This is a genomic window from Corynebacterium maris DSM 45190 (genome assembly GCF_000442645.1).
Classification (GTDB): Bacteria; Actinomycetota; Actinomycetes; order Mycobacteriales; family Mycobacteriaceae; genus Corynebacterium; species Corynebacterium maris.
On record NC_021915.1, the window covers coordinates 1,229,473 to 1,253,061 of the forward strand.

Sequence of the window (23,589 nt, forward strand, 5' to 3'; positions counted from 1 at the left end):
CTTTGATAAGAAGAAAATTGCTGGAAGAATCAACCGAGAGCAGGAAGAACATGGCGGAGCTGACGATCTCCTCCGATGAGATCCGTAGCGCGATCGCGAACTACACCTCGAGCTACTCCGCGGAGGCCTCCCGTGAGGAGGTCGGCGTGGTCATTTCGGCGGCTGACGGTATTGCCCAGGTTTCGGGGCTGCCGTCGGCAATGGCGAATGAGCTGCTGGAGTTCCCCAACGGGGTTATCGGCGTCGCGCAGAACCTTGAGACCGACGCCATCGGCGTCGTTATCCTGGGTAACTTCGAATCCATCACCGAGGGCCAGGAAGTAAAGCGGACGGGCGAAGTCCTGTCCATCCCCGTGGGCGAGGATTTCCTCGGCCGCGTTATCAACCCCTTGGGCCAGCCGATTGACGGCCTCGGCCCCATCGAGTCCGACGAAGAGCGCGCGCTTGAGCTGCAGGCCGCAGGCGTCCTCGACCGCCAGCCGGTCGAGGAGTCCATGCCGACCGGCATCAAGGCCATCGACGCCCTGACCCCGATTGGCCGTGGCCAGCGTCAGCTGATCATCGGCGACCGTAAGACCGGTAAGACCGCGGTCGGCGTCGACACCATCCTCAACCAGCGTGAAAACTGGGCTTCCGGGGATCCGGACAAGCAGGTGCGCTGCATCTACGTCGCCATCGGCCAGAAGGGCTCGACCATCGCTTCGGTGCGTCGCACCCTCGAGGAGGCCGGCGCCCTGGAGTACACCACGATCGTGGCTGCTCCGGCGTCCGACTCCGCCGGTTTCAAGTGGCTCTCCCCGTTCACGGGCGCCGCTCTCGGCCAGCACTGGATGTACCAGGGCAAGCACGTCCTGGTCATCTACGACGACCTGACCAAGCAGGCTGAGGCCTACCGCGCCATCTCCCTGCTGCTCCGCCGCCCGCCGGGACGCGAAGCTTACCCGGGCGACGTGTTCTACCTGCACTCCCGTCTGCTGGAGCGCGCCGCCAAGCTCAACGACGAGCTGGGCGCAGGTTCCCTGACCGCTCTGCCGGTCATCGAGACCAAGGCCAACGACGTCGGCGCCTTCATTCCGACCAACGTGATTTCGATCACCGACGGCCAGGTCTTCCTGCAGTCCGACCTCTTCAACCAGGGCGTCCGCCCGGCGGTCGACGTCGGTATCTCCGTCTCCCGTGTCGGTGGCGCCGCGCAGACCAAGGGCATGAAGAAGGTCGCCGGCTCGATGCGTCTCGAGCTCGCCGCCTACCGTGACCTGGAGGCCTTCGCCACCTTCGCCTCTGACCTGGACCCGACCTCCAAGGCTCAGCTGGACCGCGGCGAGCGCCTGGTGCAGCTCCTGATCCAGGACGAGCACGCACCGCAGTCCGTCGAGTACCAGATGATCTCCATCTGGCTCGCCTCCGAGGGCGCCTTCGACCTCGTTCCCGTCGAAGACGTCCGCCGCTACGAGGCTGAGGTGCAGGAGCACATCCGCGCCGCGGCCCCTGAGGTTCTGGACCAGATCGCCGGCGGCCAGCAGCTGTCCGACGAGTCGAAGGACGCGCTGCGTAAGGCGAACGAAGACTTCGCCGCGACCTTCCAGACCACGTCGGGCGTCTCCGTCTCCCGTGAGCCGGTCGACCCGCTCGCCAGCGAGGACGTCAACAAGACTGCCTTGACCGTCTCCCGCAAGAAGGCTGCGAAGTAAGAGCGAGACGCTCATATTTCGACATCCATCACAAGATAAAGAAGGGAGGACGAGTCGACAATGGCAACACTTCGCGAAACACGCGACCGCATCAGGTCCGTGAATTCGACCAAGAAGATCACCAAGGCGCAGGAGCTGATCGCTACCTCGCGCATCACCAAGGCGCAGCAGCGCGTGGAGGCCACCCAGCCTTACGCCGCTGAGCTCAGGGACGTGATGTCTCGTCTGGCGGAAGCCAGCTCGCTGGATCACCCGATGCTCCGCGAGCGGGACAACGCCAAGGTCGCGGCCGTGCTGGTGGTCACCTCTGACCGTGGCATGTGCGGCGGCTACAACAACAACGTCCTGAAGCGTGCGCACGAGCTCGAGGAGATGCTCACCCAGACCGGCCACGACGTCGTTCGTTACGTCACGGGCAAGAAGGGCGTGGGGTACCTCGACTTCCGCGAGCTCGAGGTCGCGGGAGCCTGGACCGGGTTCTCCGAGACCCCGACCTGGGACGGCACCCACGACGTCCGTCACCACCTGATCGACGGATTCCTCGCGGGATCCGACGATGAGGCGAAATGGCGGGACGGCCTCAACGCCCCGGAGGGCCAGCCCATCCGTGGCTTCGACCAGGTGCACGTCGTGTACACCGAGTTCGAATCGATGCTGAGCCAGGTTCCGCGTGTGCAGCAGCTGCTGCCCATCGAGATCGCTTACGAGGACGACGAGTTCAATCCTCCGGGGATGAAGGAATCCACCGGCGACGGCGACATTTCGTCGGACATGGATTTCGAACCGGATCCGGACACGTTGCTCGACGCTCTGCTTCCGCAGTACTTCTCGCGGACGCTTTACCAGATCTACCTGGAGTCCTCGGCGAGTGAGTTGGCGGCCCGTCGCAACGCGATGAAGTCGGCCACCGACAACGCCACGGATCTGGTCAATGACCTGACCCGTATCGCGAACCAGGCCCGTCAGGCACAGATCACCCAGGAAATCACAGAGATTATCAGCGGCGCTGGCGCGCTGTCCGATAGCGGAGAAAGTGACTAAACAATGACTACAGCTCTGAATGAGCGCAGCGATCAGCAGACCAAGTCTGCCGGCCGCGTTGTGCGCGTCATCGGTGCCGTCGTCGACGTGGAATTCCCGCGTGGCGAGCTCCCGGCACTGTACAACGCACTGCACGTCGAGGTGTCCCTCGAAGCAGTGGCAAAGACCATCACGCTCGAGGTCGCCCAGTTCCTGGGTGACAACCTCGTGCGCACCATCGCGATGGCCCCGACTGACGGCATGGTCCGCGGCGCCGATGTCGTCGACACCGGCGCCCCGATCTCCGTCCCGGTCGGCGACGTGGTCAAGGGCCACGTGTTCAACGCTCTGGGCGACTGCCTGGATGAGCCGGGCCTGGGCCGCGACGGCGAGCAGTGGGGCATCCACCGCGACCCGCCGCCGTTCTCCGAGCTCGAGGGCAAGACCGAGATTCTGGAAACCGGCATCAAGGTCATCGACCTGCTGACCCCGTACGTCAAGGGCGGCAAGATCGGCCTCTTCGGCGGCGCCGGTGTGGGCAAGACCGTTCTGATCCAGGAAATGATCACCCGTATCGCCAAGGAGTTCGCCGGTACCTCGGTGTTCGCCGGCGTCGGTGAGCGTACCCGTGAGGGCACCGACCTCTTCCTCGAGATGGAAGAGATGGGCGTTCTCCAGGACACCGCACTCGTGTTCGGCCAGATGGATGAGCCGCCGGGAGTCCGTATGCGCGTCGCGCTGTCCGGCCTGACCATGGCCGAGTACTTCCGCGACGTCCAGGACCAGGACGTGCTGCTGTTCATCGACAACATCTTCCGTTTCACTCAGGCAGGTCAGGAGGTGTCCACGCTGCTCGGCCGCATGCCGTCCGCCGTGGGTTACCAGCCGACCCTGGCTGACGAGATGGGTGTGCTGCAGGAGCGAATCACCTCCACCAAGGGCCGTTCGATCACCTCGCTGCAGGCCGTCTACGTCCCGGCCGACGACTACACTGACCCGGCTCCGGCGACGACCTTCGCCCACCTGGATGCGACCACCGAGCTGGACCGCTCCATCGCGTCGAAGGGTATTTACCCGGCAGTGAACCCGCTGACCTCGACCTCCCGTATCCTCGAGCCGTCGATCGTCGGCGAGAAGCACTACGAGGTCGCTCAGCGCGTCATCGGTATCCTGCAGAAGAACAAGGAGCTGCAGGACATCATCGCCATCCTGGGCATGGACGAGCTGGGCGAAGAGGACAAGCTGACCGTCCAGCGCGCCCGCCGCATCCAGCAGTTCCTGGGCCAGAACTTCTTCGTCGCGAAGAAGTTCACCGGCGACGAGGGCTCCTACGTCCCGCTGACCGAGACCGTCGAGGCTTTCGAGCGCATCGCCAACGGCGAATACGACCACTACCCGGAGCAGGCCTTCAACAGCCTGGGTGGCCTGGACGACGTCGAGGCCGCGTACAAGAAGCTGACCGGAAAGTAGGGAGGCGCACATGGCTGAATTCACCGTTCAACTGGTCTCCGTGGAGCGCCGGCTGTGGTCCGGAGAGGCGACCATGGTCACCGCCCAGACCACCGAGGGTGAGATCGGCGTGCTGCCCGGTCACGAGCCGCTGCTCGGCCAGCTGGTCGACGCCGGCGTGGTGACCATCACCCAGGCTGACGGCGAGAAGCTCGTCGCAGCCGTGCAGGGTGGCTACCTCTCCGTCTCCACCGACAAGGTGACCGTCCTCGCGGACCACGCCGTGTGGGCCGATGAGGTTGACTCCGCCGCCGCCGAAATCGCCAGCCGCGATTCCGACGACGAGGTGGCCCAGTCCCGCGCTATCGCCGGGCTGCGCGCCATCGAGCGTAAGGCCGGGGTCTAAGAGGGACGCACAAGGGCGGCCTCGGCTGCTCGCTGCTCTTCGACGTGCCGACGCCTGCCGCACCAGATCATTTGGTGCGGCAGGCGTCGGCTTTTTCGTCTCCGACCTGCTCTTTTGTGTCATATGACACACTGTGTTGTCTGGCGTGACCTGCGCGCAGGCTATCGCTTCCCGGTGCTTAAACGACTAGGATGATGACCTAACATTGCGTCGGCCGAAGGGACAAGCGGTTACATGGAATGGTTGGTGTGGGGTATCGCCTTGCTGGGTGTGGCGGCCCTGCTCCTGGCTGCGTGGCGTTTTTTCACTCTGCGTTCCACCGGCACCGCCGTCGTATTGCGCGAACTCCCGGGGACCGTCGGCGACTGGCGTCACGGCACTCTGCGGTATAACGGCGATGACCTCCAGTTCTACAAACTGCGTTCACTGTCGCCGTCCGCAGACCGGGTCTTCGGCCGCACCCGCGCCACCTTCAATGGCCACCGCCGCCCGAAAGACGAGGATCTGAAGCTGCTGGAGGAAAACGGCATCATCGTCCAGGTCTCGGTGGGCGGCTCAGAATTCGAGTTCGCCCTTGATTCCCGTGGCGCGATGGCCCTGATCGCCTGGATCGAAGCCGCCCCCAGCTCGCGACAGGAACGCACCGACCACAATCGGTTGTTGAACAAGATCACCCGTAATCAGGAGCGCAGATAGCCACGGGTTAGGGTGGAAGGCATGCGTCTCGTCATTGCCCGCTGCTCCGTCGACTACATCGGTCGACTTGATGCCCACCTGCCCATGGCGGATCGTCTGATCATGGTCAAGGCCGACGGTTCGGTCTCCGTTCATGCCGACGACCGGGCCTACAAGCCGTTGAACTGGATGACCCCGCCGTGCACCGTCACGGAAACTCCGATCGCCGACATGGACGGCGACGACACCGGAGAGATGCTGTGGGTGGTGGAAAATTCCAAGGGAGAGCAGCTGCGCATCACCATCGCGGAGCTGCATCACGAAAAGAGCTTTGACCTCGGCGTGGATCCGGGTCTGGTCAAAGACGGGGTGGAGGCACATCTGCAGGAACTGCTGGCTGAGCACATCACCACGTTGGGCGAAGGGTACCGGCTGGTGCGCCGCGAGTATCCGACGGCGATCGGCCCGGTCGACATCATGGCCCGCGACTCCGAGGGCAAGGCCGTCGCCATCGAGGTCAAGCGCCGCGGCGGCATCGACGGCGTCGAGCAGCTGACGCGCTACTTGGATCTGCTCAACCGGGATGAGCTGCTCGCCCCGGTCACCGGCGTGTTCGCTGCCCAAGAGATCAAGCCGCAGGCCCGCACCCTGGCCGAAGACCGGGGCATCAGGTGCGTCCTCCTGGATTATCAGGAGCTGCGCGGCATCGAATCCGACGAACTGCGGTTGTTCTGATGGGGCGGAAGAATCGTCGTCACCGACCCACGCTCCGCGCGCTGCCGAAGGATGGATCCTCGTTTTACGGCACCCAGGAGACCGAGGGGCCACGGTGGGCGTTTGGGGAGACCTACCTGTTTCGCCACATGGGCGCTTCTGCGGCCCGGAAGTTCTACCTGTGCCCGGGCTGCAATCAGAACATCCCGCCGGGCGTCGCCCACATCGTCGCCTGGCCGAAGGAATATGGTGGCGGGGCAGACGACAGGCGCCATTGGCACCGCGGGTGCTGGGATCGCCGTTAGCGAACGCCCGGCAGCACCGTCTTCCGGGTTTTCTGATTAGCCTGGTGGGTATGATTATCGCTTTTTCAGTGGCGCCGACGGTTACCGAAACCCCGAACGCCGAAATGTCCGAAGCAGTCGCTGAGGCGGTCCGAATCGTCCGTGATTCCGGGCTGCCCAATGAAACCAACGCCATGTTCACTCTCGTGGAAGGGGAGTGGGACGAGGTTTTTGACGTGGTCAAGCGGGCCACAGAGGCAGTCATGGCGGTGTCCCCGCGCGTCTCGCTGGTGGTGAAGGCCGATATTCGGCCGGGCTATCCGAACCAGCTCTCCCAGAAGGTCGATTCCCTGGAAGAACACTTCCCTGAGAACGGAGGCGAGAAGTAAATGACTGACCCGAACCGTTTCGCCGGTGGCGTGGTGGACCTGGGTGAAGTGAAGGCACGGGCAGAGGCCCGCGCGCAGCGGCAGGCCGCCGCCGGGCCCGGTGGTGCCGACACAGAGTCGGCCGGGGCGGAGGCCGTGGCCGCGTTTTTCACCGTCACAGAAGAAAATTTCGAGACCGAGGTGCTGCGCCGCTCCATTCAGGTACCCGTGATCGTGCTGGTCGGCTCCGGGCGTTCCGACGTCAGCGAGGAGCTGAAAGCTGATCTGCGGGAGCTGGCGGAGGCCGGCGGGCTGCAGTTCCTCGTCGGCTACGTCGACGCGGACGCCACCCCGCAGATCGCCCAGGCCCTGGGGGTGCGCAACCTGCCGACGGTGCTGGCCATCGGCGCGGGCCGTCCGCTGGCGAATTTCGAGGGCGGGCAACCGCGCGAGAGCCTGCGGCAGTGGGTGGACGCCGTCATCGAGGCCGTCGGCGGACAGCTGCAGGGGCTGCCGCCGGGCACCGTGCAGGCGGGGGCGGAAGCCGCCGAGCAGGACGCCGAGCCAGCGGAGGATCCTCGTCTGACGCAGGCCACCGAAGCGTTGAACGCCGGTGACTTCGACGCCGCGATCGCGGTATACGACGAGATGTTGGCGGAAAATCCCGCCGACGCCGAGATCAAGCAGGCCCGCGGCACAGTGGAGTTGCTCAAGCGACTGGATCCCGCCAACCGCAGCACGGATGCGCTGCAGGACGCGGAGGATGATCCCGACAACGTGGACAAGCAGTTGGCCGGGGCGGACGCGGAGGTCGTGGCCGGGGCGCCTGAGCAGGCTTTCGAGCGGCTCTTGGCGACGATGAAGCGCACCACCGGGGACGACAAGGCCCGGGTCAAGGACCGGTTGCTGGAACTGTTCGCTCTCTTTGAGCCGGCTGATCCCCGGGTCCGGGAGGCCCGCACCAAGTTGGCGTCCGCGCTCTTTTAGTCCAGGGGGCGGGCGTAGTCCGGAAAATCGGGCGGGGCTGTACCCCAGCTCGATACCGTAACGACGCCGGCCGCCCCACCCCCTGGATGGCGTCCGGGAGGTGGGGCGGCCGGCATGGTCTTCAGCGACGCCGCGGCGTTACTTGGCGCGGTACCACTGCACGCTCATCGCCGGCAGGGTCAGCGTCAGCGAGTGCGGCTGGGCGTCCCACTCGCGGTCGTCGGCCGTGACCACGGACGGTAGGTCGGCGCCCGCCCCCTCGTAGACCGAGTCGTCGGTGTTGAGCAGCAGCTCCCAGTCGCCGCCGCGCGGCAGACCCACGGTGAAGTTGGTGTGGGTGCCGCCGGAGAGGTTGATCACGGCCAGGACCGCGGAGCCGTCAGCGCCCCACCGGAGGTAGGCCAGGACGTTTTCGCCGGCGGCGTCGCCCTTGACCCACTGGAAGCCCATCGGGGTGTTGTCCTGCTCGTAGAGCGCCGGGGTGGCGGCGTAGACGCGGTTGGCGTCGCGCACCAGCCGCTGGATGCCCTGGTGGAAGTCCTGCCCCCAGCCTTCGAGGTTGCCCCAGTTGACGGAGTGGGCCTCGTCCCATTCGGTGGTCTGGCCGAATTCCTGCCCCATGAACAGCAGCTTTTTGCCCGGGTGGGAGAACATGTAGCCGTATAGGGTGCGCAGGCCGGCGGCCTTGTTCCAGTCGTCGCCCGGCATCCGGCCCCACAGCGAGCCCTTGCCGTGGACGACCTCGTCGTGGCTGAACGGCAAGACGTAGCGCTCGGAGAAGGCATAGACCAGGGAGAAGGTGATGTCGTTGTGGTGGTAGGAGCGGTGCACCGGGTCGAGCTTGAAGTACTCGAGGGTGTCGTTCATCCAGCCCATGTTCCACTTCATCGAAAAGCCGAGGCCGTTGTCGGAGGTGTCCGCCGTGACGCCCGGCCAAGAGGTGGATTCTTCGGCCACGGTGATCACGCCCGGGTGGGCGCGGTGCACGGTCGCGTTCATCTCCTGCAGGAAGGACACGGCCTCGAGGTACTCGCGGCCGCCGTACTGGTTCGGCTCCCATTCGCCTTCTTCGCGGGAGTAGTCGAGGTAGATCATCGAGGCGACGGCGTCGACACGCAGCCCGTCGATGTGGAACTCCTCGATCCAGTACAAGGCGTTGGCCACGAGGAAGTTGCGGACCTCGTTGCGGCCGAAGTTGAACACCAGGGTGCCCCAGTCCTTCTGCTCACCGCGACGCCAGTCCGGGTGCTCGTACAGGGCGCTGCCGTCGAAGCGGGCCAGCGCCCACTCGTCCTTGGGGAAGTGGCCCGGAACCCAATCCACGAGCACGCCGACGCCGCGGGCGTGGAACGCGTCGATGAGCGCGCGCAGGTCGTCGGGGGAGCCCCATCGGGCGGTGGGGGCGTAGTAGCCGGAGACCTGATAGCCCCAGGAGCCGCCGAAGGGGTGCTCGGCGACGGGCATGAGCTCGACGTGGGTGAAGCCCTGTTCGACGACGTAGTCCACGAGCTCTTCGCGCAGCTCCCGGTAACCCATGCCGATTTTCCAGGAGCCGAGGTGGACCTCGTAGATGCTCATCGGGCGGTTGGTCGCGTCGATGCGGTCGCGCTTGGCCATCCACTCCGTGTCCTGCCACTCGTAGGTGGATTTTTCGACCACGGAGACGGTCTCCGGCGGAGCGAGGGTGGCACGGGCCAGCGGGTCGGCCTTGTCGCGGCGGTTGCCGTCCGCGTCGTGGATGGCGAACTTGTACTCGGTGCCGACGTCCAGGCCGGGGATGAAGATCTCCCAGATGCCGGAGGAGCCGAGGGTGCGCATCGGGTACTGGTTGGGGTTCCAGGCGCAGAAGTCGCCGATGACGGACACGCCGGTGGCCGACGGGGCCCACACGGCGAAGGAGGTGCCGGCGACTTCACCGAGGGAGGTTTCGTAGGAGTGCACGTGGGCGCCGAGGGCCTCCCAGAGGCGTTCGTGGCGGCCTTCCCCGATCAGGTGCAGATCGAAGTCCGTGACCGTCGGCAGGAAGTGGTAGGGGTCGGCGACCAGATCCATCTTCGCCTCCGGGTAGGTAACCGCGAAACGGTAATCCGGGGCGAGTTTGTCCTTGAGACGGATGGCCCAGATGTCGTCGCCGATGTGCTCCATGGGACAGGACTCGTTGTGGATGAGGATCTCGACGTTGACCGCGCCCAGCTGCCGGGTGCGGATCACGGAGCCGCCGGAAGGAAGTGGATGCCAGCCGTAGAAATCGTGCGGGGCGTGGTGCTGGCAGATCAGCAGGCGCTGGAGGTCCCCTTCCGGGATGAGGAGTTCATTCGTGCTGTCTGCGGATGTGGCAGTCATCGGTGAAAAACCTTCCTTGTGGTCCGCCCCGGGTGGGGCGGGGTGAAGACGTGATAGTTCAAACGGTACTCGGGTCCGCGGGGTCGCCGGTAGGAAATCTGACTACGGGCGGTAATCCGTGATGTTGCGCCAGGCGAGCTGCTCCCGCCTGTCGGCGGGCACGTCCGGAAGCCGGAAGATATGAGCGACGTCGGCGACGGGGGACAGGCGCACGAAGTTGCGCTCGCCCCAGGTGTAGGTGGACCCGGTGATCAGGTCGTGGACCGGGTAGACCTCGCCGGCGTCGCGGCCGAGGGCCGCCACATCGAGGTGCACGGTGCCTTCCTGCGGGTGGGTCGGATCCAGGTTGACCACGGTGAGGATGGTGTTTCCGGAGACCGGGTCGACCTTGGAGTAGGCGATGATCTGGTCGTTGTCGACGTCGTGGAAGTGCAGGTTGCGCAGCTGCTGCAAGGCAGGGTTGTCGCGGCGGATCTCATTGAGCAGCGTCAGGTACGGCTGGAGGGAGTCACCGCGCTCGAGCGCGCCGTCGTAGTCGCGGGGCCGCAGCTCGTATTTCTCGGAGTCCAGGTACTCTTCGCTGCCCGGCTTGACCGCTTCGTGTTCGTAGAGCTCATAGCCGGAGTAGACGCCCCACAGCGGGCTCATGGTGGCGGCCAGCGCCGCGCGCAGGGCGAACATCGCGCGCCCGCCGGTCTGCAGCGACTCGTGCAGGATGTCCGGGGTGTTGACGAAGAGGTTCGGGCGCATGATGTCGGCGTTGTCGACGCAATCGGTCATGAACTCCGTGAGCTCCTCCTTCGTGGTTTTCCACGTGAAGTAGGAGTAGGACTGTGTGAAGCCGAGCTTGGCCAGCCCGTATTGGCGGGCGGGCCGGGTGAAGGCCTCGGACAGGAAGATCACGTCCGGGTCGGTGGTGTGGATCTCCGCGATGAGCCACTCCCAGAAGTTGGCCGGCTTGGTGTGCGGGTTGTCCACGCGGAAGGTGCGTACGCCGTTGTCCACCCAGAACTTCACTACGCGGTAGACCTCCGCGTAAATCTCCTCCGGGTTGTTGTCGAAGTTCAGCGGGTAGATGTCCTGGTACTTCTTGGGCGGGTTTTCCGCGTACGCGATGGTGCCGTCGGGCAGCACGGTGAAGAAGTCGCGGTGCTCGGTGGCCCAGGGGTGGTCCGGGGCGACCTGGAGGGCGAGGTCGAGGGCGATTTCCAGGCCCAGTTCCTCGGCCCGGTCGACCAGCGCCCGGAAATCGTCCATGGTGCCCAGCTCCGGGTGCACGGCGTCGTGGCCGCCCTCGTCGGAACCGATGGCCCAGGGTGAACCCACGTCGGTGGGGGTGGGGGTCAGGGTGTTGTTGCGGCCCTTGCGGTTGACCTTGCCCACCGGGTGGATGGGTGGGAAGTAGACGGTGTCGAAGCCCATGTCGGCGACCCGCTCCAGGGCGTCGGCGGTCGTCGCGAACGTGCCGTGCACCGGATTGCCCTCATCATCCCATCCGCCGGTGGAACGCGGAAAGAGCTCGTACCACGAGGAATAGAGGGCCTTGGGGCGGTCCACCTTGACTTCGCACAGCGGCCCGCGGGTGAGCAGTTCGCGCACCGGGAAAGCCGCCAGCGTCGCCGTGGCCTCCTCGCCCAGGGCGGTGGCCACGCGTTCGGCCACGGTCAGGGACTCGTCGGCCAGTTCTGCGGCGGCGGTGCGCAACACCTCGGCGTGCGGGTCCGGGGTCTGCTCCGCGGCCCGCTCGAAGAGCTCGACGCCGTGGGCCAGGTCGTTGGCCAGCTCCGCGGCGCCCTGCCCCGCCTCCATCTTCTTGGTGATGGCGTTGCGCCAGGTCGCGAACACGTCCGACCAGGCGTCGACCCGGAAAGTCCACGTGCCGATCTCGTCCGGCACGAACACCGCGTGTACGCGGTCCGGAACGAATTCCTCGGCGGTCATGCGTACGGCCATGGTCTCGGCGCCGGACGGGCCGGTCACGTTCAACGTGGCCGCCACCGCGTCGTGCCCCTCGCGCCACACCAGCGCGGACACGGGGACGACTTCGCCCACCACCGCCTTCGCAGGGTGGGTCCGCCCAGAGATCTGGGGGCGAACATCGTCGATACCAAGTCGGCCGGTCATACCAAATTCCCTCGCTTATAGTCGATCTCCCGTCCTCGACGGGCTTCGCCCACCCAGATTAGCCATATTGTGTCGATGCCACCGGCCGAAATGTTTTTGAGCCACAATAGGGGTGTGACTTACGAATCCGCTGACGCCCCCACCAACCCGGACCTGCTCATCGACTTCCGCGACGTTTCCTTCATCCGCGGCGGCCGGGAGCTGATCAAGGACATCGACTGGCACGTGGAACTCGACGAACGATGGGTGATCATCGGCCCCAACGGCGCCGGCAAAACCACCCTCGTCCGGATGGCCGGCGCGGAAGAGTTCCCCTCCAAGGGGGTGGCCTACGTGCTCGGCGAGCGCATCGGCAAGACCGACATGCGTGACCTGCGTGCCATGATCGGCGTGTCCACCTCCGCGCTGGCTAACCGCATCCCCGCGGACGAGAAAGTCGGCGATCTGGTCATCTCCGCCGGGTACGCCGTCTTAGGCCGCTGGATGGAGGAATACGACGACATGGATCTGGAACAGGCGACGGAAACCCTGGAACAGGTCGGCGCCATGCACCTGATCGACCGCACGTGGGGCACGCTGTCCGAAGGCGAGCGCAAGCGCGTGCTGATCGCGCGCGCCATCATGATCAACCCGGAACTTCTCATCCTCGACGAACCCGGCGCGGGCATGGACCTCGGCGGGCGCGAAGACCTGGTGGCCTACCTGGGGGACCTGGCCCTGGACCCGGATGCGCCCGCCACGGTGATGATCACCCACCATGTGGAGGAGATCCCGTACGGCTTCACGCACGCCATGCTGCTCGACGAGGGCGAGGTCGTCGCGCAGGGGCTGCTGGAGGATGTGCTCACGAGCGAGAACCTTTCCCGGACGTTCCACCAGCCGATCCAGCTCGACCGCATCGACGGCCGGTACTTCGCCCGTCGTCTCCGGGCCGGCGGCGCGCACCGCAAGTAGCGCTCCTGGCGGGCCCGCCCCACACCGGGACACCTACAATGAGTGCACCTGGCCGGGCCGGGGCGACGTCAAGCATGAAGGAGGCTGCGCATGTCAGCGACGACTGGGGCATTTTCGTCGGACGACGCCGATCGCATCGACCCCACCGACGCCTCCGGTTATAACGGCGGTCGCCTGGCGGCGACCGTCATTCTCTTGCGCGACGGCGACCACGGTCTAGAGGTGTGGGTCCAGGAGCGGGTGGACACGATGCGCAATTACGCCGGCATGACGGTGTTTCCGGGCGGGGGAGTCGACACCCGGGATTTCCCGCCGCGTTCCTGGGACTCCGGCGATTTATGGACCGGGCCGTCGGTGGTGTCGGTGGCGCGCACGATGGGAACGACGAAGTATAAGGCGCACGCCCTGGTGTTCGCGGCGGTGCGTGAGCTGTTCGAGGAAACCGGCACGCTCTTGGCGGTGCGCGAGGACGGCAGCCCGGTCACCGACGCCCGCCCGTACAGTGAGGCGCGCGCCGGGTTGGTGTCGCACGAGCTGTCGTTGACGGACGTGCTGCGCCGGCACGGGCTCAAGGTCCGGTCGGACCTGTTGCGCCCCTGGGCCCGGTGGGTCGGCGCCTCGGACGCGGGCAAGTGGTTCGACAACCACTCTTTCGTCGCGGTCGCGCCCGCCGGGCAGGAACCGGACGCGGACACCACGGAGGCGGACGACGCCAACTGGTTCCCGCCCCGGTTGCTGCTGGAGGGCTGGCGGATGGGCCTGGTGCGCTTCGTGATCCCCACGTGGGCGCAGCTCAACGAGCTGACGCAGTTCCACACCACCGCGCAGGTGGTGGAGGCCGCCGCCCGAGCCGACCTCAACCCGGTGGTCGGCGATCCGGTCGATGACCGGCGCTACCATGAGTTTTTCACTTCCACCCCCATAGATCGGATCGGTTTCACCCGTGGCCCTCACCACTGACGAGGTCGCCTACCTGCGCGCACACCCGGCCGCCGTCGACGCCGCCGCGGAGGAGCTGGCGTTGACCAAGCAGTCGATGCTGGCCGACGCCGCCGTCCTGCGTGAGCGCCACGGCGAGTATGGCCGGGCGGTCATCGAGTTGATCACGGCTCGGCGTGCGGGCGTCGGCAAGTTCCCGGTGACGTGGCTGGCGGACGGGGACACGGCCCAGCAGGCCACCCCGCGCCCGGTCGCGCAGGAACGCGCCCGCCGCCTCGTTGAGGCCGGGGCCCGCCTGGTCCACGACGTGACGTGTTCGATCGGCACGGAAGGCGCCCCGGCCCGGGAAGCTGGCCTAGACTGGCTCGGCTCGGACCTCGACCCGGCGCGGCTGGCCATGGCCCGCCACAACCTCGGCGACGACGCCTGGCTGTTGCGCGCGGATGCGTTGGCCCCGGTGAGCACAGGGGCCGTCGACGTCGTCGTCGCCGACCCCGCGCGCCGGTCCGGCGGTCGTCGGATCACGGATCCCGCGCAGTTGATCCCGCCGTTGCCGGATCTGCTGGAGGTCTACGCCGGGCGCGAACTGGCGGTCAAGTGCGCGCCGGGCCTGGATTTTTCGGACTGGGACGGGCTGGTGTCGATCGCCAGCGTCGACGGCGCGGTCAAGGAGGCCTGCCTGTACACCCCGGGCTTGGCGCAGGGGACCCGCCGCGAGGCGTTCATGGTGGTGGGCGGGGAAGCCGACCGGATTTCCGACCGTGAGCCCGATGACGTCGGGGCGGGGGAGCTGGGGCGGTTTCTCATTGACCCGGACGGCGCCGTGGTGCGCGCCGGGCTGGTGCGCCACTATGCGCGCCGGGAGGGGTTGTGGATGCTGGATGAGCGGATCGCGTATCTGACCGGTGACCGCATCCCGGCCGGTCGCACCGGTTTTGAGGTCGTCGAACAGGTGCCGTTGAAGAGGTTGAAGGCGGCGTTGGCCGCTCACGGCGCCGGCAGCGTGGAGATTCTGGTGCGCGGCGTCGACGTGGATCCCGATCAGTTGCGCAAGAAGCTCAAGTTGAAGGGGAAGAAGCAGATGGCGGTGGTGTGCACCCGGATCGGGCGTGCCGGGGTGGCGGTGATCTGCGGGCCGCGGACATCGGGCGACGAACGGTAGAGTGGCGCGGGTCACGATGCCCGCTGTCAGGGGATATTGGGTTGTCCTACCTGTGACCGAGGTCCTTTTCTTTGAGGTTTGGGCACCCTTACAATGGGTGGCACGCTCCCTTGGGGCAGGAAGGTGGCCACCCCACCGCCCCTCGCCTAGACACCTTGGTCTAGGATAGTGTGGACAGAACTGTCTATAATGTACTTTGACTGAAAGGGAAACAGCATGCCCAGCATCGTCGTGCTCGTCAAGCACGTGCCGGACACTTGGTCCGCCAAGACGCTCGAAGCCGATCACACGCTCGACCGCGTCAACGTCGACTCCATCATCGATGAAATCAACGAGTACGCCGTCGAACAGGCGCTGCGCATCAAGGAGTCCGACGAGGCCGCCGGATACCAGGTCATCGCCGCCACGATGGGCCCCGCCGGCGCCGACGAGGCGCTGCGCAAGGCACTGTCGATGGGCGCCGACGACGCGGTGCGGCTAAGCGACGACGCCCTCGCCGGCTCCGACGCCATCGGCACCGCCTGGGCGCTGACCAACCTGCTCAACACGCTTGACGACGTCCGCCTCATCGTCACCGGTGCCGCCTCCTCCGACGGCGAAACCGGCCTGCTGACCGGCCTGCTCGCCGAATACCGCCAGCTGCCCGCCTTGACGGGAGTGCACGCCGTGTCCGTCGCCGACGGCTCCGTCACCGGCACCCGCGACGGCGCCCGCGGCACCTATGAGCTGCAGGCGAGCCTGCCGGCCATCGTCTCGGTGACCGACAAGGCGGACAAGCCGCGGTTCCCCAACTTCAAGAAGATGCGCGCCGCCAAGGCCCACGAGATCACCGTCCACGACCTCGCCGGCGTCGGCGTCGAGCCCGCCCAGGTGGGCCTGAACAACGCCGCCACCGTCGTGCAGTCCGTCACCGCCCGCCCTCCGCGCACCGCCGGCGAGGTCATCCAGGGCGCCGCCGACCCGCAGGCCGCCGCCAAGCAGATCGCCGACTTCCTGGCCGGCAAGAACCTCCTGTAAACCCGACCGACAAGCTAAGGAATTTTCTTCATGTCCCACGTGTACGTTCTGGTCGAGCACGACGCCGGCCAGCTCAACCCCGTCACCGCCGAGCTGATCACCGCCGCCCGCCCCCTGGGCGTGGTCTCCGCCGTGGTGGTCGGCACTCCGGGCAGCGCCGAGCCCCTCGCCGCGGAACTGGGCGCCCTCGGCGCGGAGCAGGTCATCGATGCCGGCGCCGCCGACTACGACTCCCGCCTGCTGCTGCCCGAGGTCGACGCCCTGCACGCGCTCGGCTCCGCCAACCCGGCCCCGATCGTCATCTCCGCCACCGAATACGGCAACGAGATCGCCGGCCGCCTGGCCGCCCGACTGGCCTCCGGCGTGCTGGCCAACGTCATCGCCGTCAACGCCGACCGCACGGCCACGCACCTGCTGTTCGGCGGCCAGCTCGAAACCGTCGCCGCAGCCGGCGGCGCCTGCCCGATCTACACGATCCGCGCCGGCTCGGTCACCCCGGTCCCGCAGGCCGCCTCCGGCGCCGTGGCCCCGATGCAGCTGCCGGCCGCCACCGCTAAGGACGCCGCCGTGGTCAACTTCACCAAGGCCGCCGACGCCGATCGCCCGGCGCTGTCGCAGGCCAAAGCCATCGTCGCCGGCGGCCGCGGCGTCGGCTCCGAAGAATCCTTCGGCGCGGTCGTCGAACCGCTGGCGGACGCGCTCTCCGGTGCGGTGGGCGTGACCCGCGACGTCGCCGACGAAGGCTGGTACGACGCGAAATACCAGATCGGCCAGACCGGTGAAACCGTCTCCCCGGACCTCTACATCGGCGTCGGCGTCTCCGGCGCGATCCAGCACACCTCCGGCATGCAGTCCTCCGGCACCATCGTCGCCATCAACCAGGACGGCGACGAGCCGATTTTCCAGATCGCGGACCTCGGTGTCGTCGGTGACCTGCACGAGATCGTCCCCGCCCTGACCGAGGAGCTCAACTCCCGGAAGTAATCTCGGCGGCGCCCTGCCACACACCCCGTGTCCCCGGGCTCGACTACGTGCGCATGGTCGGGCCCGGGATTTTTCTGCACGTGCAGAATCCCTCCCTCAGCGGTGGGGTTAGAATCTCAGGCATGACTGACACGTTGCACTACCTGGACCACGCCGCGACCACCCCGATGCGACAGGTCGCCGTCGAGGCCTGGCTCAAGCACTCCAGCGCCGTCAACCCCGGCGGCCAGTACGGCTCCGGACGTCGGGCCCGCAGCGTGCTCGACGACGCCCGCGAACAGATCGCCGAACTCATGGGCGCGGACCCCATCGAAGTGATCTTCACCTCCTCCGGCACCGAGGCCGACAACATCGCCATCCAGGGGCTGTTCGAGATCAGCGAGAACAACCGCGTCGTCTCCACCACGATCGAGCACCCGGCCGTCAAAGACGCCGTGGAGAAGCTGGCGAAAGAACGCGGCGCCGAGGTCGCGCTGCTGCCCGTCGACCGCCACTCGCATGTCAGCGACCTCACGCCCCTGGACGCCCCGGCGGCGCTGGCGACGTGCATGTACGCCAACAACGAGACCGGCGCGATCCAGCCCATTCCGGAGATCATCGCCCGCGCCGCCGCGCAGGGCACCCCGGTGCACGTCGACGCCGTCCAGGCCGTCGGGCGCGTGCCCATCGACTTCCACGGGCTCGGCGCCACCACATTGGCGTCCTCGGCGCATAAATACGGCGGTCCGCGCGGCGCCGGTTTCCTGCTGGCCAAGCGCTCGCCCGCACCGTCCGCGATCCTCGTCGGCGGCGGCCAGGAACGAGGCATCCGCCCCGGCACCGTCGACGTCGCCTCCGCCGCGTCCATGGCGGCCGCGCTCACCGAGGCCGTCACCGAGATGGAGCAGGAGAACGCGCGCATCGCCGGCCTGCGCGACGACCTGCAGGCCAAGATCCTCGCCGCCGTCGACGACGTCCGAGTCAACACCGCCGAGCCCGCCTTGCCGGGGCATCTGCACCTGTCCTTCCCGGGCGCCGACGGCGACAGCATGATCATGCTGCTCGACTCCCTCGGCGTCGAGGCCGCCACCGGCTCCGCCTGCAGTGCCGGCGTCAACCGCATGAGCCACGTGCTCGAGGCGATGGGCGTGGCCGACAGCGAAGGCATCGGCTCCTTGCGCTTCACCCTCGGCCGCACCACCACCGCCGAGGACGTCGACTACCTCGCGGCCCACATCGCCGACGTGGTGGGCAAGGCGCGCAACGCCGGGTTGCGGTAGGGACTCGCAGACGGCAGTGAATCGGCACGCAGTGGGGAATAAGCGGTGCCGAGACACTGCCTGCAGCCATGCTTCGCGGTGACGCCGTGGTTGACGTTTCACGTCAGAAAATACGACGGGTCGGAAAATTCACCCGCCCGCCTGCTCCTTGACCTTCACCACCTGGGGAAATAAAGGCGCGCCAAGACACAAAGAGTGACGTTTTCCGACGCCTCGTATTTCTCGACGGGTCGATGCGCCATACGACCCGGCCCACGCTAGTCCTCGTCGACCAGCGCATTCGCCCCGGAGAAGAACTCCCGGGTCCAGCGCTCGTCCTTGTACTGCGCCGGCACCGCGCCCGCCAACAGCGGCTTGGCCAGGGCGGCGGCCTCCGCCGAGCCCTCGGCCGGCAACGGGGTGTCCGAGCCGAGCAGGATGATGTTGCCGTAGCGGCGCCCCTTGAGCATCGCCGGATCAGAGATGACCGCCACGTGCTCGAAGACTTGCGCCATGCCGGCCAGCTCCGCCTTGGCCAACCGTAGATCCGAGCGGTCGCCGCAGTTGGCGGCGTACAGCCCGCCCGGCGCCAGCGAGGAGTGCGCGGAGCGGAAAAATTCCAGCGTCGTCAGGCTCTCCGGGGTCGTCTCCCCGGCGAAGACGTCGCGGATGATGACGTCCCGGGTGGCCGGTTTGAAGGAGTCGGTGACCCGGCGGGCCTCGCCGACGCGGATCTTGACCGTCGGCGCGCGCGGGATGTCGAACCACTCGCGCACATAGGACGCGAGCTTGTCGTCCAGCTCGACGACGGTGTGGCGCGACTCGGGCCAGACGTCCGCGAAGTAACGCGCCATCGTGCACGCCGCCCCGCCCAGGTGCGTCACGCGTAACCGGGCGGGATCGAGGTGGGCGTCGACGAAGTGCTCGATCGCGGCGGCGAGCCACCGCATGTACTCGAAGTCCAGGTCCCGCGGCCGGCCGATCGACACGTGCGAGGACGGCACCCCGTTGACGTAGAGGACATACGCGTCGGAGCGGAACTCGTCGGCGACGACCTCCGCCTTGCCCGTGGAGATCTCGTAGTTGCCGATGATGGAGGAGGCCGTGTTCACGGCCTGTGCACGCTTTCTTCCCATGTCGGCTCACCGTAGCGGAATACTGCCCGCACCTGGAGCGTTGGGTGATGAGGAAGGATTTTCTGCACACGGGCCTCAGGCGCTAGCGTGTGAGGGACTCAACGAGCAAGGAGCGCACAACACATGCGAGTATTGGCAGCCATGAGCGGGGGAGTGGATTCCTCCGTCGCCGCCGCCCGCGCCGTCGAGGCGGGCCACGAGGTCATCGGCGTGCACCTGGCGTTGTCCCGCGACGCCCAGCAGACCCGGGAAACCGCGCGCGGCTGCTGCTCGCTCGAGGACTCCGCGGACGCCCGTCGCGTGTGCGACAAGCTGGGCATCCCCTTTTACGTGTGGGACTTCTCGGACCGGTTCAAAGAAGACGTCATCGACGATTTCGTCGACTCCTACGCCGTGGGCGAAACCCCGAACCCGTGCCTGCGCTGCAACGAGAAGATCAAGTTCGCCGCCCTCTTAGAGCGCGGCATCGCGCTGGGCTTCGACGCGGTGGCCACCGGCCACTACGCCATCATCGACGAGGACGGCTACCTGCGCCGGTCCTTAGACGAGAAGAAGGACCAGTCGTATGTCCTGGGCGTGCTGGAAAAGCACGAGCTCGATCACTGCCTGTTCCCCGTCGGCGACACCGAGAAGCCGCAGATCCGCGAGGAAGCGGCCGCCCACGGCTTCTCGACGGCCGGCAAGCCCGACTCCTACGACATCTGTTTCATCCCCGACGGCAACACCCAGGCCTTCTTGGGTGCGCGCATCGGGTTGCGCCCGGGCATGATCGTCGACCAGGACGGCACGGAGCTCAAGCAGCACGACGGCGCCTGGAACTACACCATCGGCCAGCGCAAGGGGCTGGACATCAAGGCCCCCGCGGCAGACGGTCGCCCGCGCTACGTCACCGACATCGACGCCGACACCGGCACCGTGACCGTCGGGCCCCGTGCGGCGCTGGCGGTCACCCGCATCGAGGCCGACCGGCTGAAGTTCCTGCACCCGGCGATGGACGGCGAGTTCGACTGCGACGTGCAGGTCCGGGCCCATGGGTCGGTCGCCGCCTGCCGCGCCCGGGTCAGCCGCGACGACGACCGCATGGTCCTCGAACTGACGGAGCCGCTCGAGGGCGTCGCCCGCGGCCAGGCCGCGGTGCTGTACCTGCCCGCCGAGGACGACCTCGGCGACATCGTGCTGGGTTCCGGCACGATCTGCGCCACCGCTTAAACTGTGTGGCCATGACCAACGCGTACGGACTCGGACCTTTCCCCGGCACCTCTCTCAGCGAGGCCGCCGACGTGATCTTCAGCGAGACGGGCGACCACCCGCACCTGCCGCAGCTGCCGACCCGCGGCCTGGGCTCCGACGCGGTCGGGCGCACCGCCGCGCTGCTGGGGGAGATGCTCACCGTGGACCGCGGCCCGCGTTCCTGGATCATGACCCCGCGCCCGCAACTGCTCACCCGCGCGTCCTGGGACCGGATCGAACGTGACCTCGACGAACTGGAGGGGATGTGGGGCTCCCGCCCGACGCGGCTGAAAACACAGGTCGTGGGGCCGTGGACGTTGACCGCCGACGTCGAGCTGAGCAACGGACACCGGGTGCTCACCGACCGCGGCGCCCTGCACGACGTGACGGAGGCGCTGATCGAAGGCGTCAACACCCATGTCGCCGACCTGGCCACGCGCTTCGACCTGCCCCTCGAGCAGATCGACGTGCAGATCGACGAACCGCGGTTGGCGACGGTGACCGCGGGTCGTTTGCCCGGCACCAGTGAGCTGGATGAAATCCGTGCCGTGCACCCGAAGGACGCCGGTGAAAGACTCGCCCACGTCGTGGAACAGCTGACGGCCGGGACCACCCTGCTCAACCTCACCGGGCAGCGAGTCGACTGGGAAGCCGCGGCACTCAGCGGGGCGGACACCGTGCAGCTGACCCTGGAGAAGGTGCGCGGCACCGCCGATCTGGACGCCTTCGGCCAGCTGCTCACCGCCGGTCAACGCATTGGGGTGGGCATCACCGCCGCCAGCGACGAGATCGACGAACTGGGGGAGGTGCCCCGGGCCAAGGCGGTGGCCGTGGCGAAATTCTTCGACGAACTCGGCCTGCCGCGCCAGCTGCTGACATCCGCGATCGACGTGCACCCGACGGAGACCGACACGTTGGTCGACGCCGACGTGCTGGCCGCCGCCGACGCCTACCGGATGGCCACCGCGGTCGCCGGCATGCTGGAGCGTGACGCCGGGGATCTGTGATCAACCCCCGCCCAACAGGGTGAGCGCGGCGCGTTCGAAACCTTCGCCCGGGGCGGCGGAGTCGGTGGTGAGGAACACCGCTTCCTCCCGCTCCGGATCCAGCACCAGCACCGACCGGAACCCGGTCGTCGCACCGTTGTGCCACCGCAAAGTGTAGCCCTCGGAGGTGGTGGCGGCCTGCCACGTGTAGTCGGGCAGCCCGTGCGCGAAGAGATGCCGCACAAACACCGCCATGTCTGCGGCCGTGCTGCGGATCGCACCGCACGGGGCGTAACCGTCGTCCACGTAGGCGGCCACCTCATGACCGAACACAGACACCCCGCGGGGCTGGGCGTCAGCAGTGCCCAGCCCGGTGGCCGTCATCCCCAGCGGTCGGCACAGCCGGGTGCACAGCAACTCGGCGTAGCTCACCCGGTGGCGACGGGCGAGGACCTCACCTAAGACGCTGACCCCGAAGTTGGAATACGCTTGCGTGCCCCGGCCAGTCAGATCGGCGTTCTCCGCGGCAGCCAGCAGTTCCCCGGCGCCGACCCACCGATCTGGGTTGACGCCGAAAAACGCCCAGGCCACGCCGTGGCGCCAGGAGGTGGCGTGCATTCGCGGCAGGCCGGAGGTGTGCTCGGCGAGTTCGCGGAAAGTGAGGTCGCGCACCGCGATCGAATCCGGATCAATCCCTGATTCCGCCAGCAGCTGCGCAGTGAACACCTTCGTCACCGAACCGAGCTCCACGCAGGTGTGCTCATCGAAGCCTAGGCCGGCGAAGCGCACCTTCCCGTCGGCCAGATGAAAAGCGGTGACGTTGCGCGTGCCGTCCGGAACCAGCTCCGCCAGGCGTTTCGCGAGCTCCCGGTGACCCGTGGCCGGGGAACCGAGCCGGATGGGGCGAAACAGCCGGCGGGCGAGCAGCGCCAGCGAGAAGTAACCGACCGTTCCGGTCAGCAGAATACGGCGCAGGGTCTTGGCGGAGATCACGGGTGTCAGATTAGCTGCGCCCGGCGCCGCACGCAGGGAGGCGATCGCGCCGGGTCACCCCTGCATCGGCCAGGAGGTGTTCAGGTCGCTGGTGTCACGGCCGCGGGAGTCCAGGTATTTCTTCAGGTCCACCTGCATCTCGTAGTAGCTGACCGCCTGAAACTCCATGAGTTCGTCGGTGTTCATCGTCTTCAGCTCGGGGAAGGCCTTGTTCACCTGTTTCCAGGCCACGCGTGCGGCGGCCAGCGCGTCGGCGGTCGCCTCATGCGCGTTGTCCAACGACACGCCGTAGAACGCGCTGACGTCCGTGAGCGTGCGCTTGCCCTTGCGGTAGCGGTCTTTGGCTTTGTCGATGACGTACGGGTCGAACACTGGCCCGGTGACGGTGAAGTCCCCGGTCAGCTGCCGCAGGATCGTCAGGTCGTAGGAGGCGTTGTAGACCACCAACGTCAGCCCCTTCTCCCACCCTTCCTTGATGCGGCGGACGGTCTCCGCCAGCACGTCGTCGTGCGGGCGGCCCTCGGCGCGGGCTTTTTCGGTGGTGATGCCGTGGATCTTGGCCGCTTCCTCCGGGATCTCCACGCCCGGGTCAGCCAGCATCTCGTAAGGGTCGGAGGATGAGCCGTCGATGGTCACCAGCGCGGAGGTCACGATCCTGGCTTCCATCGGATTGGCGGAGGTGGTCTCCAGGTCGAAGGACAGCATGCGCGAGGCGTCGAAAGTCGGGGCGGCGGGGCTAGTCATGTGCACAACCCTAGTCACCGGAGTTGACGCCGCCTGCGTCGGCGGGGACGGTAGGGGAACGCACGTTCGGTAGATTCGTGGGGAAACTGTGTATCCACTAAAATATCCCGTTGATATCATGTCGCCCACCGGTTCGACCTTTCCG

At 67.1% G+C, this 23,589-nt stretch carries 22 protein-coding genes; 17 read left to right on the forward strand and 5 right to left on the reverse strand.

The window, feature by feature from the left end:
- Window positions 1–17 precede the first annotated feature (17 nt).
- The 9 genes from atpA to B841_RS05850 all read left to right on the forward strand — a co-directional run bounded on the left by atpA (window position 18) and on the right by B841_RS05850 (window position 7,594).
- Window positions 18–1,691: a F0F1 ATP synthase subunit alpha gene (atpA, locus tag B841_RS05815; RefSeq protein WP_084481981.1), complete on the forward strand. Its 1,674-nt coding sequence runs from the start codon at window positions 18–20 to the stop codon at window positions 1,689–1,691.
- Window positions 1,692–1,751: 60 nt separating this feature from the next.
- Window positions 1,752–2,732, forward strand: coding sequence for a F0F1 ATP synthase subunit gamma (locus tag B841_RS05820; protein WP_020934561.1), 981 nt, complete (start codon window positions 1,752–1,754; stop codon window positions 2,730–2,732).
- Window positions 2,733–2,735: 3 nt separating this feature from the next.
- Complete coding sequence (atpD, locus tag B841_RS05825; protein ID WP_020934562.1) at window positions 2,736–4,181, forward strand: F0F1 ATP synthase subunit beta; 1,446 nt, start codon at window positions 2,736–2,738, stop codon at window positions 4,179–4,181.
- A 10-nt stretch (window positions 4,182–4,191) separates the two neighbouring features.
- Window positions 4,192–4,566, forward strand: coding sequence for a F0F1 ATP synthase subunit epsilon (locus B841_RS05830; RefSeq protein ID WP_020934563.1), 375 nt, complete (start codon window positions 4,192–4,194; stop codon window positions 4,564–4,566).
- Between the two features lie 234 nt (window positions 4,567–4,800).
- Window positions 4,801–5,262: a DUF2550 domain-containing protein gene (locus tag B841_RS05835; RefSeq protein ID WP_020934564.1), complete on the forward strand. Its 462-nt coding sequence runs from the start codon at window positions 4,801–4,803 to the stop codon at window positions 5,260–5,262.
- A 21-nt stretch (window positions 5,263–5,283) separates the two neighbouring features.
- Window positions 5,284–5,976, forward strand: a complete 693-nt coding sequence (nucS, locus tag B841_RS05840) for an endonuclease NucS (RefSeq protein WP_020934565.1) — start codon at window positions 5,284–5,286, stop codon at window positions 5,974–5,976.
- The gene (locus B841_RS13605) at window positions 5,976–6,260 is read left to right on the forward strand and encodes a hypothetical protein (protein ID WP_084481982.1); all 285 of its coding nucleotides are present in this window, start codon (window positions 5,976–5,978) and stop codon (window positions 6,258–6,260) included. The genes nucS and B841_RS13605 overlap by 1 nt, the downstream gene beginning before the upstream one ends.
- Before the next feature lie 50 nt (window positions 6,261–6,310).
- On the forward strand, window positions 6,311–6,628 hold the full coding sequence (locus tag B841_RS05845; RefSeq protein ID WP_020934566.1) for a thiamine-binding protein: 318 nt from the start codon (window positions 6,311–6,313) through the stop codon (window positions 6,626–6,628).
- Window positions 6,629–7,594 (forward strand): tetratricopeptide repeat protein, encoded by a 966-nt coding sequence (locus tag B841_RS05850; protein WP_020934567.1) that lies wholly within the window; start codon window positions 6,629–6,631, stop codon window positions 7,592–7,594. It abuts the gene before it with no gap.
- Window positions 7,595–7,732: 138 nt separating this feature from the next.
- Here B841_RS05850 and glgB read toward each other — a convergent pair whose 3' ends face one another.
- The gene (glgB, locus tag B841_RS05855) at window positions 7,733–9,937 is read right to left on the reverse strand and encodes a 1,4-alpha-glucan branching protein GlgB (RefSeq protein ID WP_020934568.1); all 2,205 of its coding nucleotides are present in this window, start codon (window positions 9,935–9,937) and stop codon (window positions 7,733–7,735) included.
- Window positions 9,938–10,039: 102 nt separating this feature from the next.
- Complete coding sequence (locus B841_RS05860) at window positions 10,040–12,061, reverse strand: alpha-1,4-glucan--maltose-1-phosphate maltosyltransferase (protein WP_020934569.1); 2,022 nt, start codon at window positions 12,059–12,061, stop codon at window positions 10,040–10,042.
- Window positions 12,062–12,175: 114 nt separating this feature from the next.
- Between B841_RS05860 and B841_RS05865 the strand changes: the two genes are divergently transcribed.
- The 6 genes from B841_RS05865 (at window position 12,176) to B841_RS05890 (ending at window position 18,376) form a co-directional block, all read left to right on the forward strand.
- Complete coding sequence (locus B841_RS05865) at window positions 12,176–13,015, forward strand: ABC transporter ATP-binding protein (protein ID WP_020934570.1); 840 nt, start codon at window positions 12,176–12,178, stop codon at window positions 13,013–13,015.
- 90 nt (window positions 13,016–13,105) lie between these two features.
- Entirely contained in the window at window positions 13,106–13,975 is an 870-nt protein-coding gene (locus B841_RS05870) for an NUDIX hydrolase (RefSeq protein ID WP_020934571.1), read from the forward strand.
- Entirely contained in the window at window positions 13,959–15,116 is a 1,158-nt protein-coding gene (locus tag B841_RS05875; protein ID WP_020934572.1) for a class I SAM-dependent methyltransferase, read from the forward strand. Before B841_RS05870 ends, B841_RS05875 begins: the two co-directional genes overlap by 17 nt.
- Window positions 15,117–15,332: 216 nt before the next feature.
- The gene (locus B841_RS05880) at window positions 15,333–16,133 is read left to right on the forward strand and encodes an electron transfer flavoprotein subunit beta/FixA family protein (protein ID WP_020934573.1); all 801 of its coding nucleotides are present in this window, start codon (window positions 15,333–15,335) and stop codon (window positions 16,131–16,133) included.
- A 30-nt stretch (window positions 16,134–16,163) separates the two neighbouring features.
- Window positions 16,164–17,117, forward strand: coding sequence for an electron transfer flavoprotein subunit alpha/FixB family protein (locus B841_RS05885; RefSeq protein ID WP_020934574.1), 954 nt, complete (start codon window positions 16,164–16,166; stop codon window positions 17,115–17,117).
- Window positions 17,118–17,239: 122 nt separating this feature from the next.
- On the forward strand, window positions 17,240–18,376 hold the full coding sequence (locus tag B841_RS05890) for a cysteine desulfurase family protein (protein WP_020934575.1): 1,137 nt from the start codon (window positions 17,240–17,242) through the stop codon (window positions 18,374–18,376).
- A 257-nt stretch (window positions 18,377–18,633) separates the two neighbouring features.
- Here B841_RS05890 and B841_RS05895 read toward each other — a convergent pair whose 3' ends face one another.
- On the reverse strand, window positions 18,634–19,491 hold the full coding sequence (locus tag B841_RS05895) for a spermidine synthase (RefSeq protein WP_041631774.1): 858 nt from the start codon (window positions 19,489–19,491) through the stop codon (window positions 18,634–18,636).
- Between the two features lie 123 nt (window positions 19,492–19,614).
- On the opposite strand from B841_RS05895, the gene mnmA reads away from it, so the two are divergent.
- Together mnmA and B841_RS05905 are read left to right on the forward strand one after the other, a co-directional pair.
- Window positions 19,615–20,700, forward strand: a complete 1,086-nt coding sequence (gene mnmA, locus B841_RS05900) for a tRNA 2-thiouridine(34) synthase MnmA (protein WP_020934577.1) — start codon at window positions 19,615–19,617, stop codon at window positions 20,698–20,700.
- 11 nt (window positions 20,701–20,711) lie between these two features.
- On the forward strand, window positions 20,712–21,728 hold the full coding sequence (locus B841_RS05905; protein WP_020934578.1) for a uroporphyrinogen decarboxylase/cobalamine-independent methonine synthase family protein: 1,017 nt from the start codon (window positions 20,712–20,714) through the stop codon (window positions 21,726–21,728).
- Here the strand turns inward: B841_RS05905 and B841_RS05910 are convergent, their stop codons facing one another.
- Together B841_RS05910 and B841_RS05915 are read right to left on the reverse strand one after the other, a co-directional pair.
- Window positions 21,729–22,700: a serine hydrolase domain-containing protein gene (locus tag B841_RS05910; protein WP_020934579.1), complete on the reverse strand. Its 972-nt coding sequence runs from the start codon at window positions 22,698–22,700 to the stop codon at window positions 21,729–21,731.
- Between the two features lie 54 nt (window positions 22,701–22,754).
- Window positions 22,755–23,444: a 3'-5' exonuclease gene (locus B841_RS05915; RefSeq protein ID WP_020934580.1), complete on the reverse strand. Its 690-nt coding sequence runs from the start codon at window positions 23,442–23,444 to the stop codon at window positions 22,755–22,757.
- Window positions 23,445–23,589: the final 145 nt, after the last annotated feature.

Coding starts and splice junctions, on each gene's coding strand:
- mnmA (WP_020934577.1), top strand. CDS start 19,615: ATGCGAGTATTGGCAGCCATGAGCGGGGGAGTGGATTCCTCCGTCGCC.
- B841_RS05890 (WP_020934575.1), top strand. CDS start 17,240: ATGACTGACACGTTGCACTACCTGGACCACGCCGCGACCACCCCGATG.
- atpD (WP_020934562.1), top strand. CDS start 2,736: ATGACTACAGCTCTGAATGAGCGCAGCGATCAGCAGACCAAGTCTGCC.
- B841_RS05880 (WP_020934573.1), top strand. CDS start 15,333: ATGCCCAGCATCGTCGTGCTCGTCAAGCACGTGCCGGACACTTGGTCC.
- B841_RS05860 (WP_020934569.1), bottom strand. CDS start 12,061: ATGACCGGCCGACTTGGTATCGACGATGTTCGCCCCCAGATCTCTGGG.
- nucS (WP_020934565.1), top strand. CDS start 5,284: ATGCGTCTCGTCATTGCCCGCTGCTCCGTCGACTACATCGGTCGACTT.
- B841_RS05845 (WP_020934566.1), top strand. CDS start 6,311: ATGATTATCGCTTTTTCAGTGGCGCCGACGGTTACCGAAACCCCGAAC.
- glgB (WP_020934568.1), bottom strand. CDS start 9,937: ATGACTGCCACATCCGCAGACAGCACGAATGAACTCCTCATCCCGGAA.
- B841_RS05870 (WP_020934571.1), top strand. CDS start 13,106: ATGTCAGCGACGACTGGGGCATTTTCGTCGGACGACGCCGATCGCATC.
- B841_RS05885 (WP_020934574.1), top strand. CDS start 16,164: ATGTCCCACGTGTACGTTCTGGTCGAGCACGACGCCGGCCAGCTCAAC.
- B841_RS05850 (WP_020934567.1), top strand. CDS start 6,629: ATGACTGACCCGAACCGTTTCGCCGGTGGCGTGGTGGACCTGGGTGAA.
- B841_RS05915 (WP_020934580.1), bottom strand. CDS start 23,444: ATGACTAGCCCCGCCGCCCCGACTTTCGACGCCTCGCGCATGCTGTCC.
- B841_RS05830 (WP_020934563.1), top strand. CDS start 4,192: ATGGCTGAATTCACCGTTCAACTGGTCTCCGTGGAGCGCCGGCTGTGG.
- B841_RS13605 (WP_084481982.1), top strand. CDS start 5,976: ATGGGGCGGAAGAATCGTCGTCACCGACCCACGCTCCGCGCGCTGCCG.
- B841_RS05820 (WP_020934561.1), top strand. CDS start 1,752: ATGGCAACACTTCGCGAAACACGCGACCGCATCAGGTCCGTGAATTCG.
- B841_RS05835 (WP_020934564.1), top strand. CDS start 4,801: ATGGAATGGTTGGTGTGGGGTATCGCCTTGCTGGGTGTGGCGGCCCTG.
- B841_RS05905 (WP_020934578.1), top strand. CDS start 20,712: ATGACCAACGCGTACGGACTCGGACCTTTCCCCGGCACCTCTCTCAGC.
- B841_RS05895 (WP_041631774.1), bottom strand. CDS start 19,491: ATGGGAAGAAAGCGTGCACAGGCCGTGAACACGGCCTCCTCCATCATC.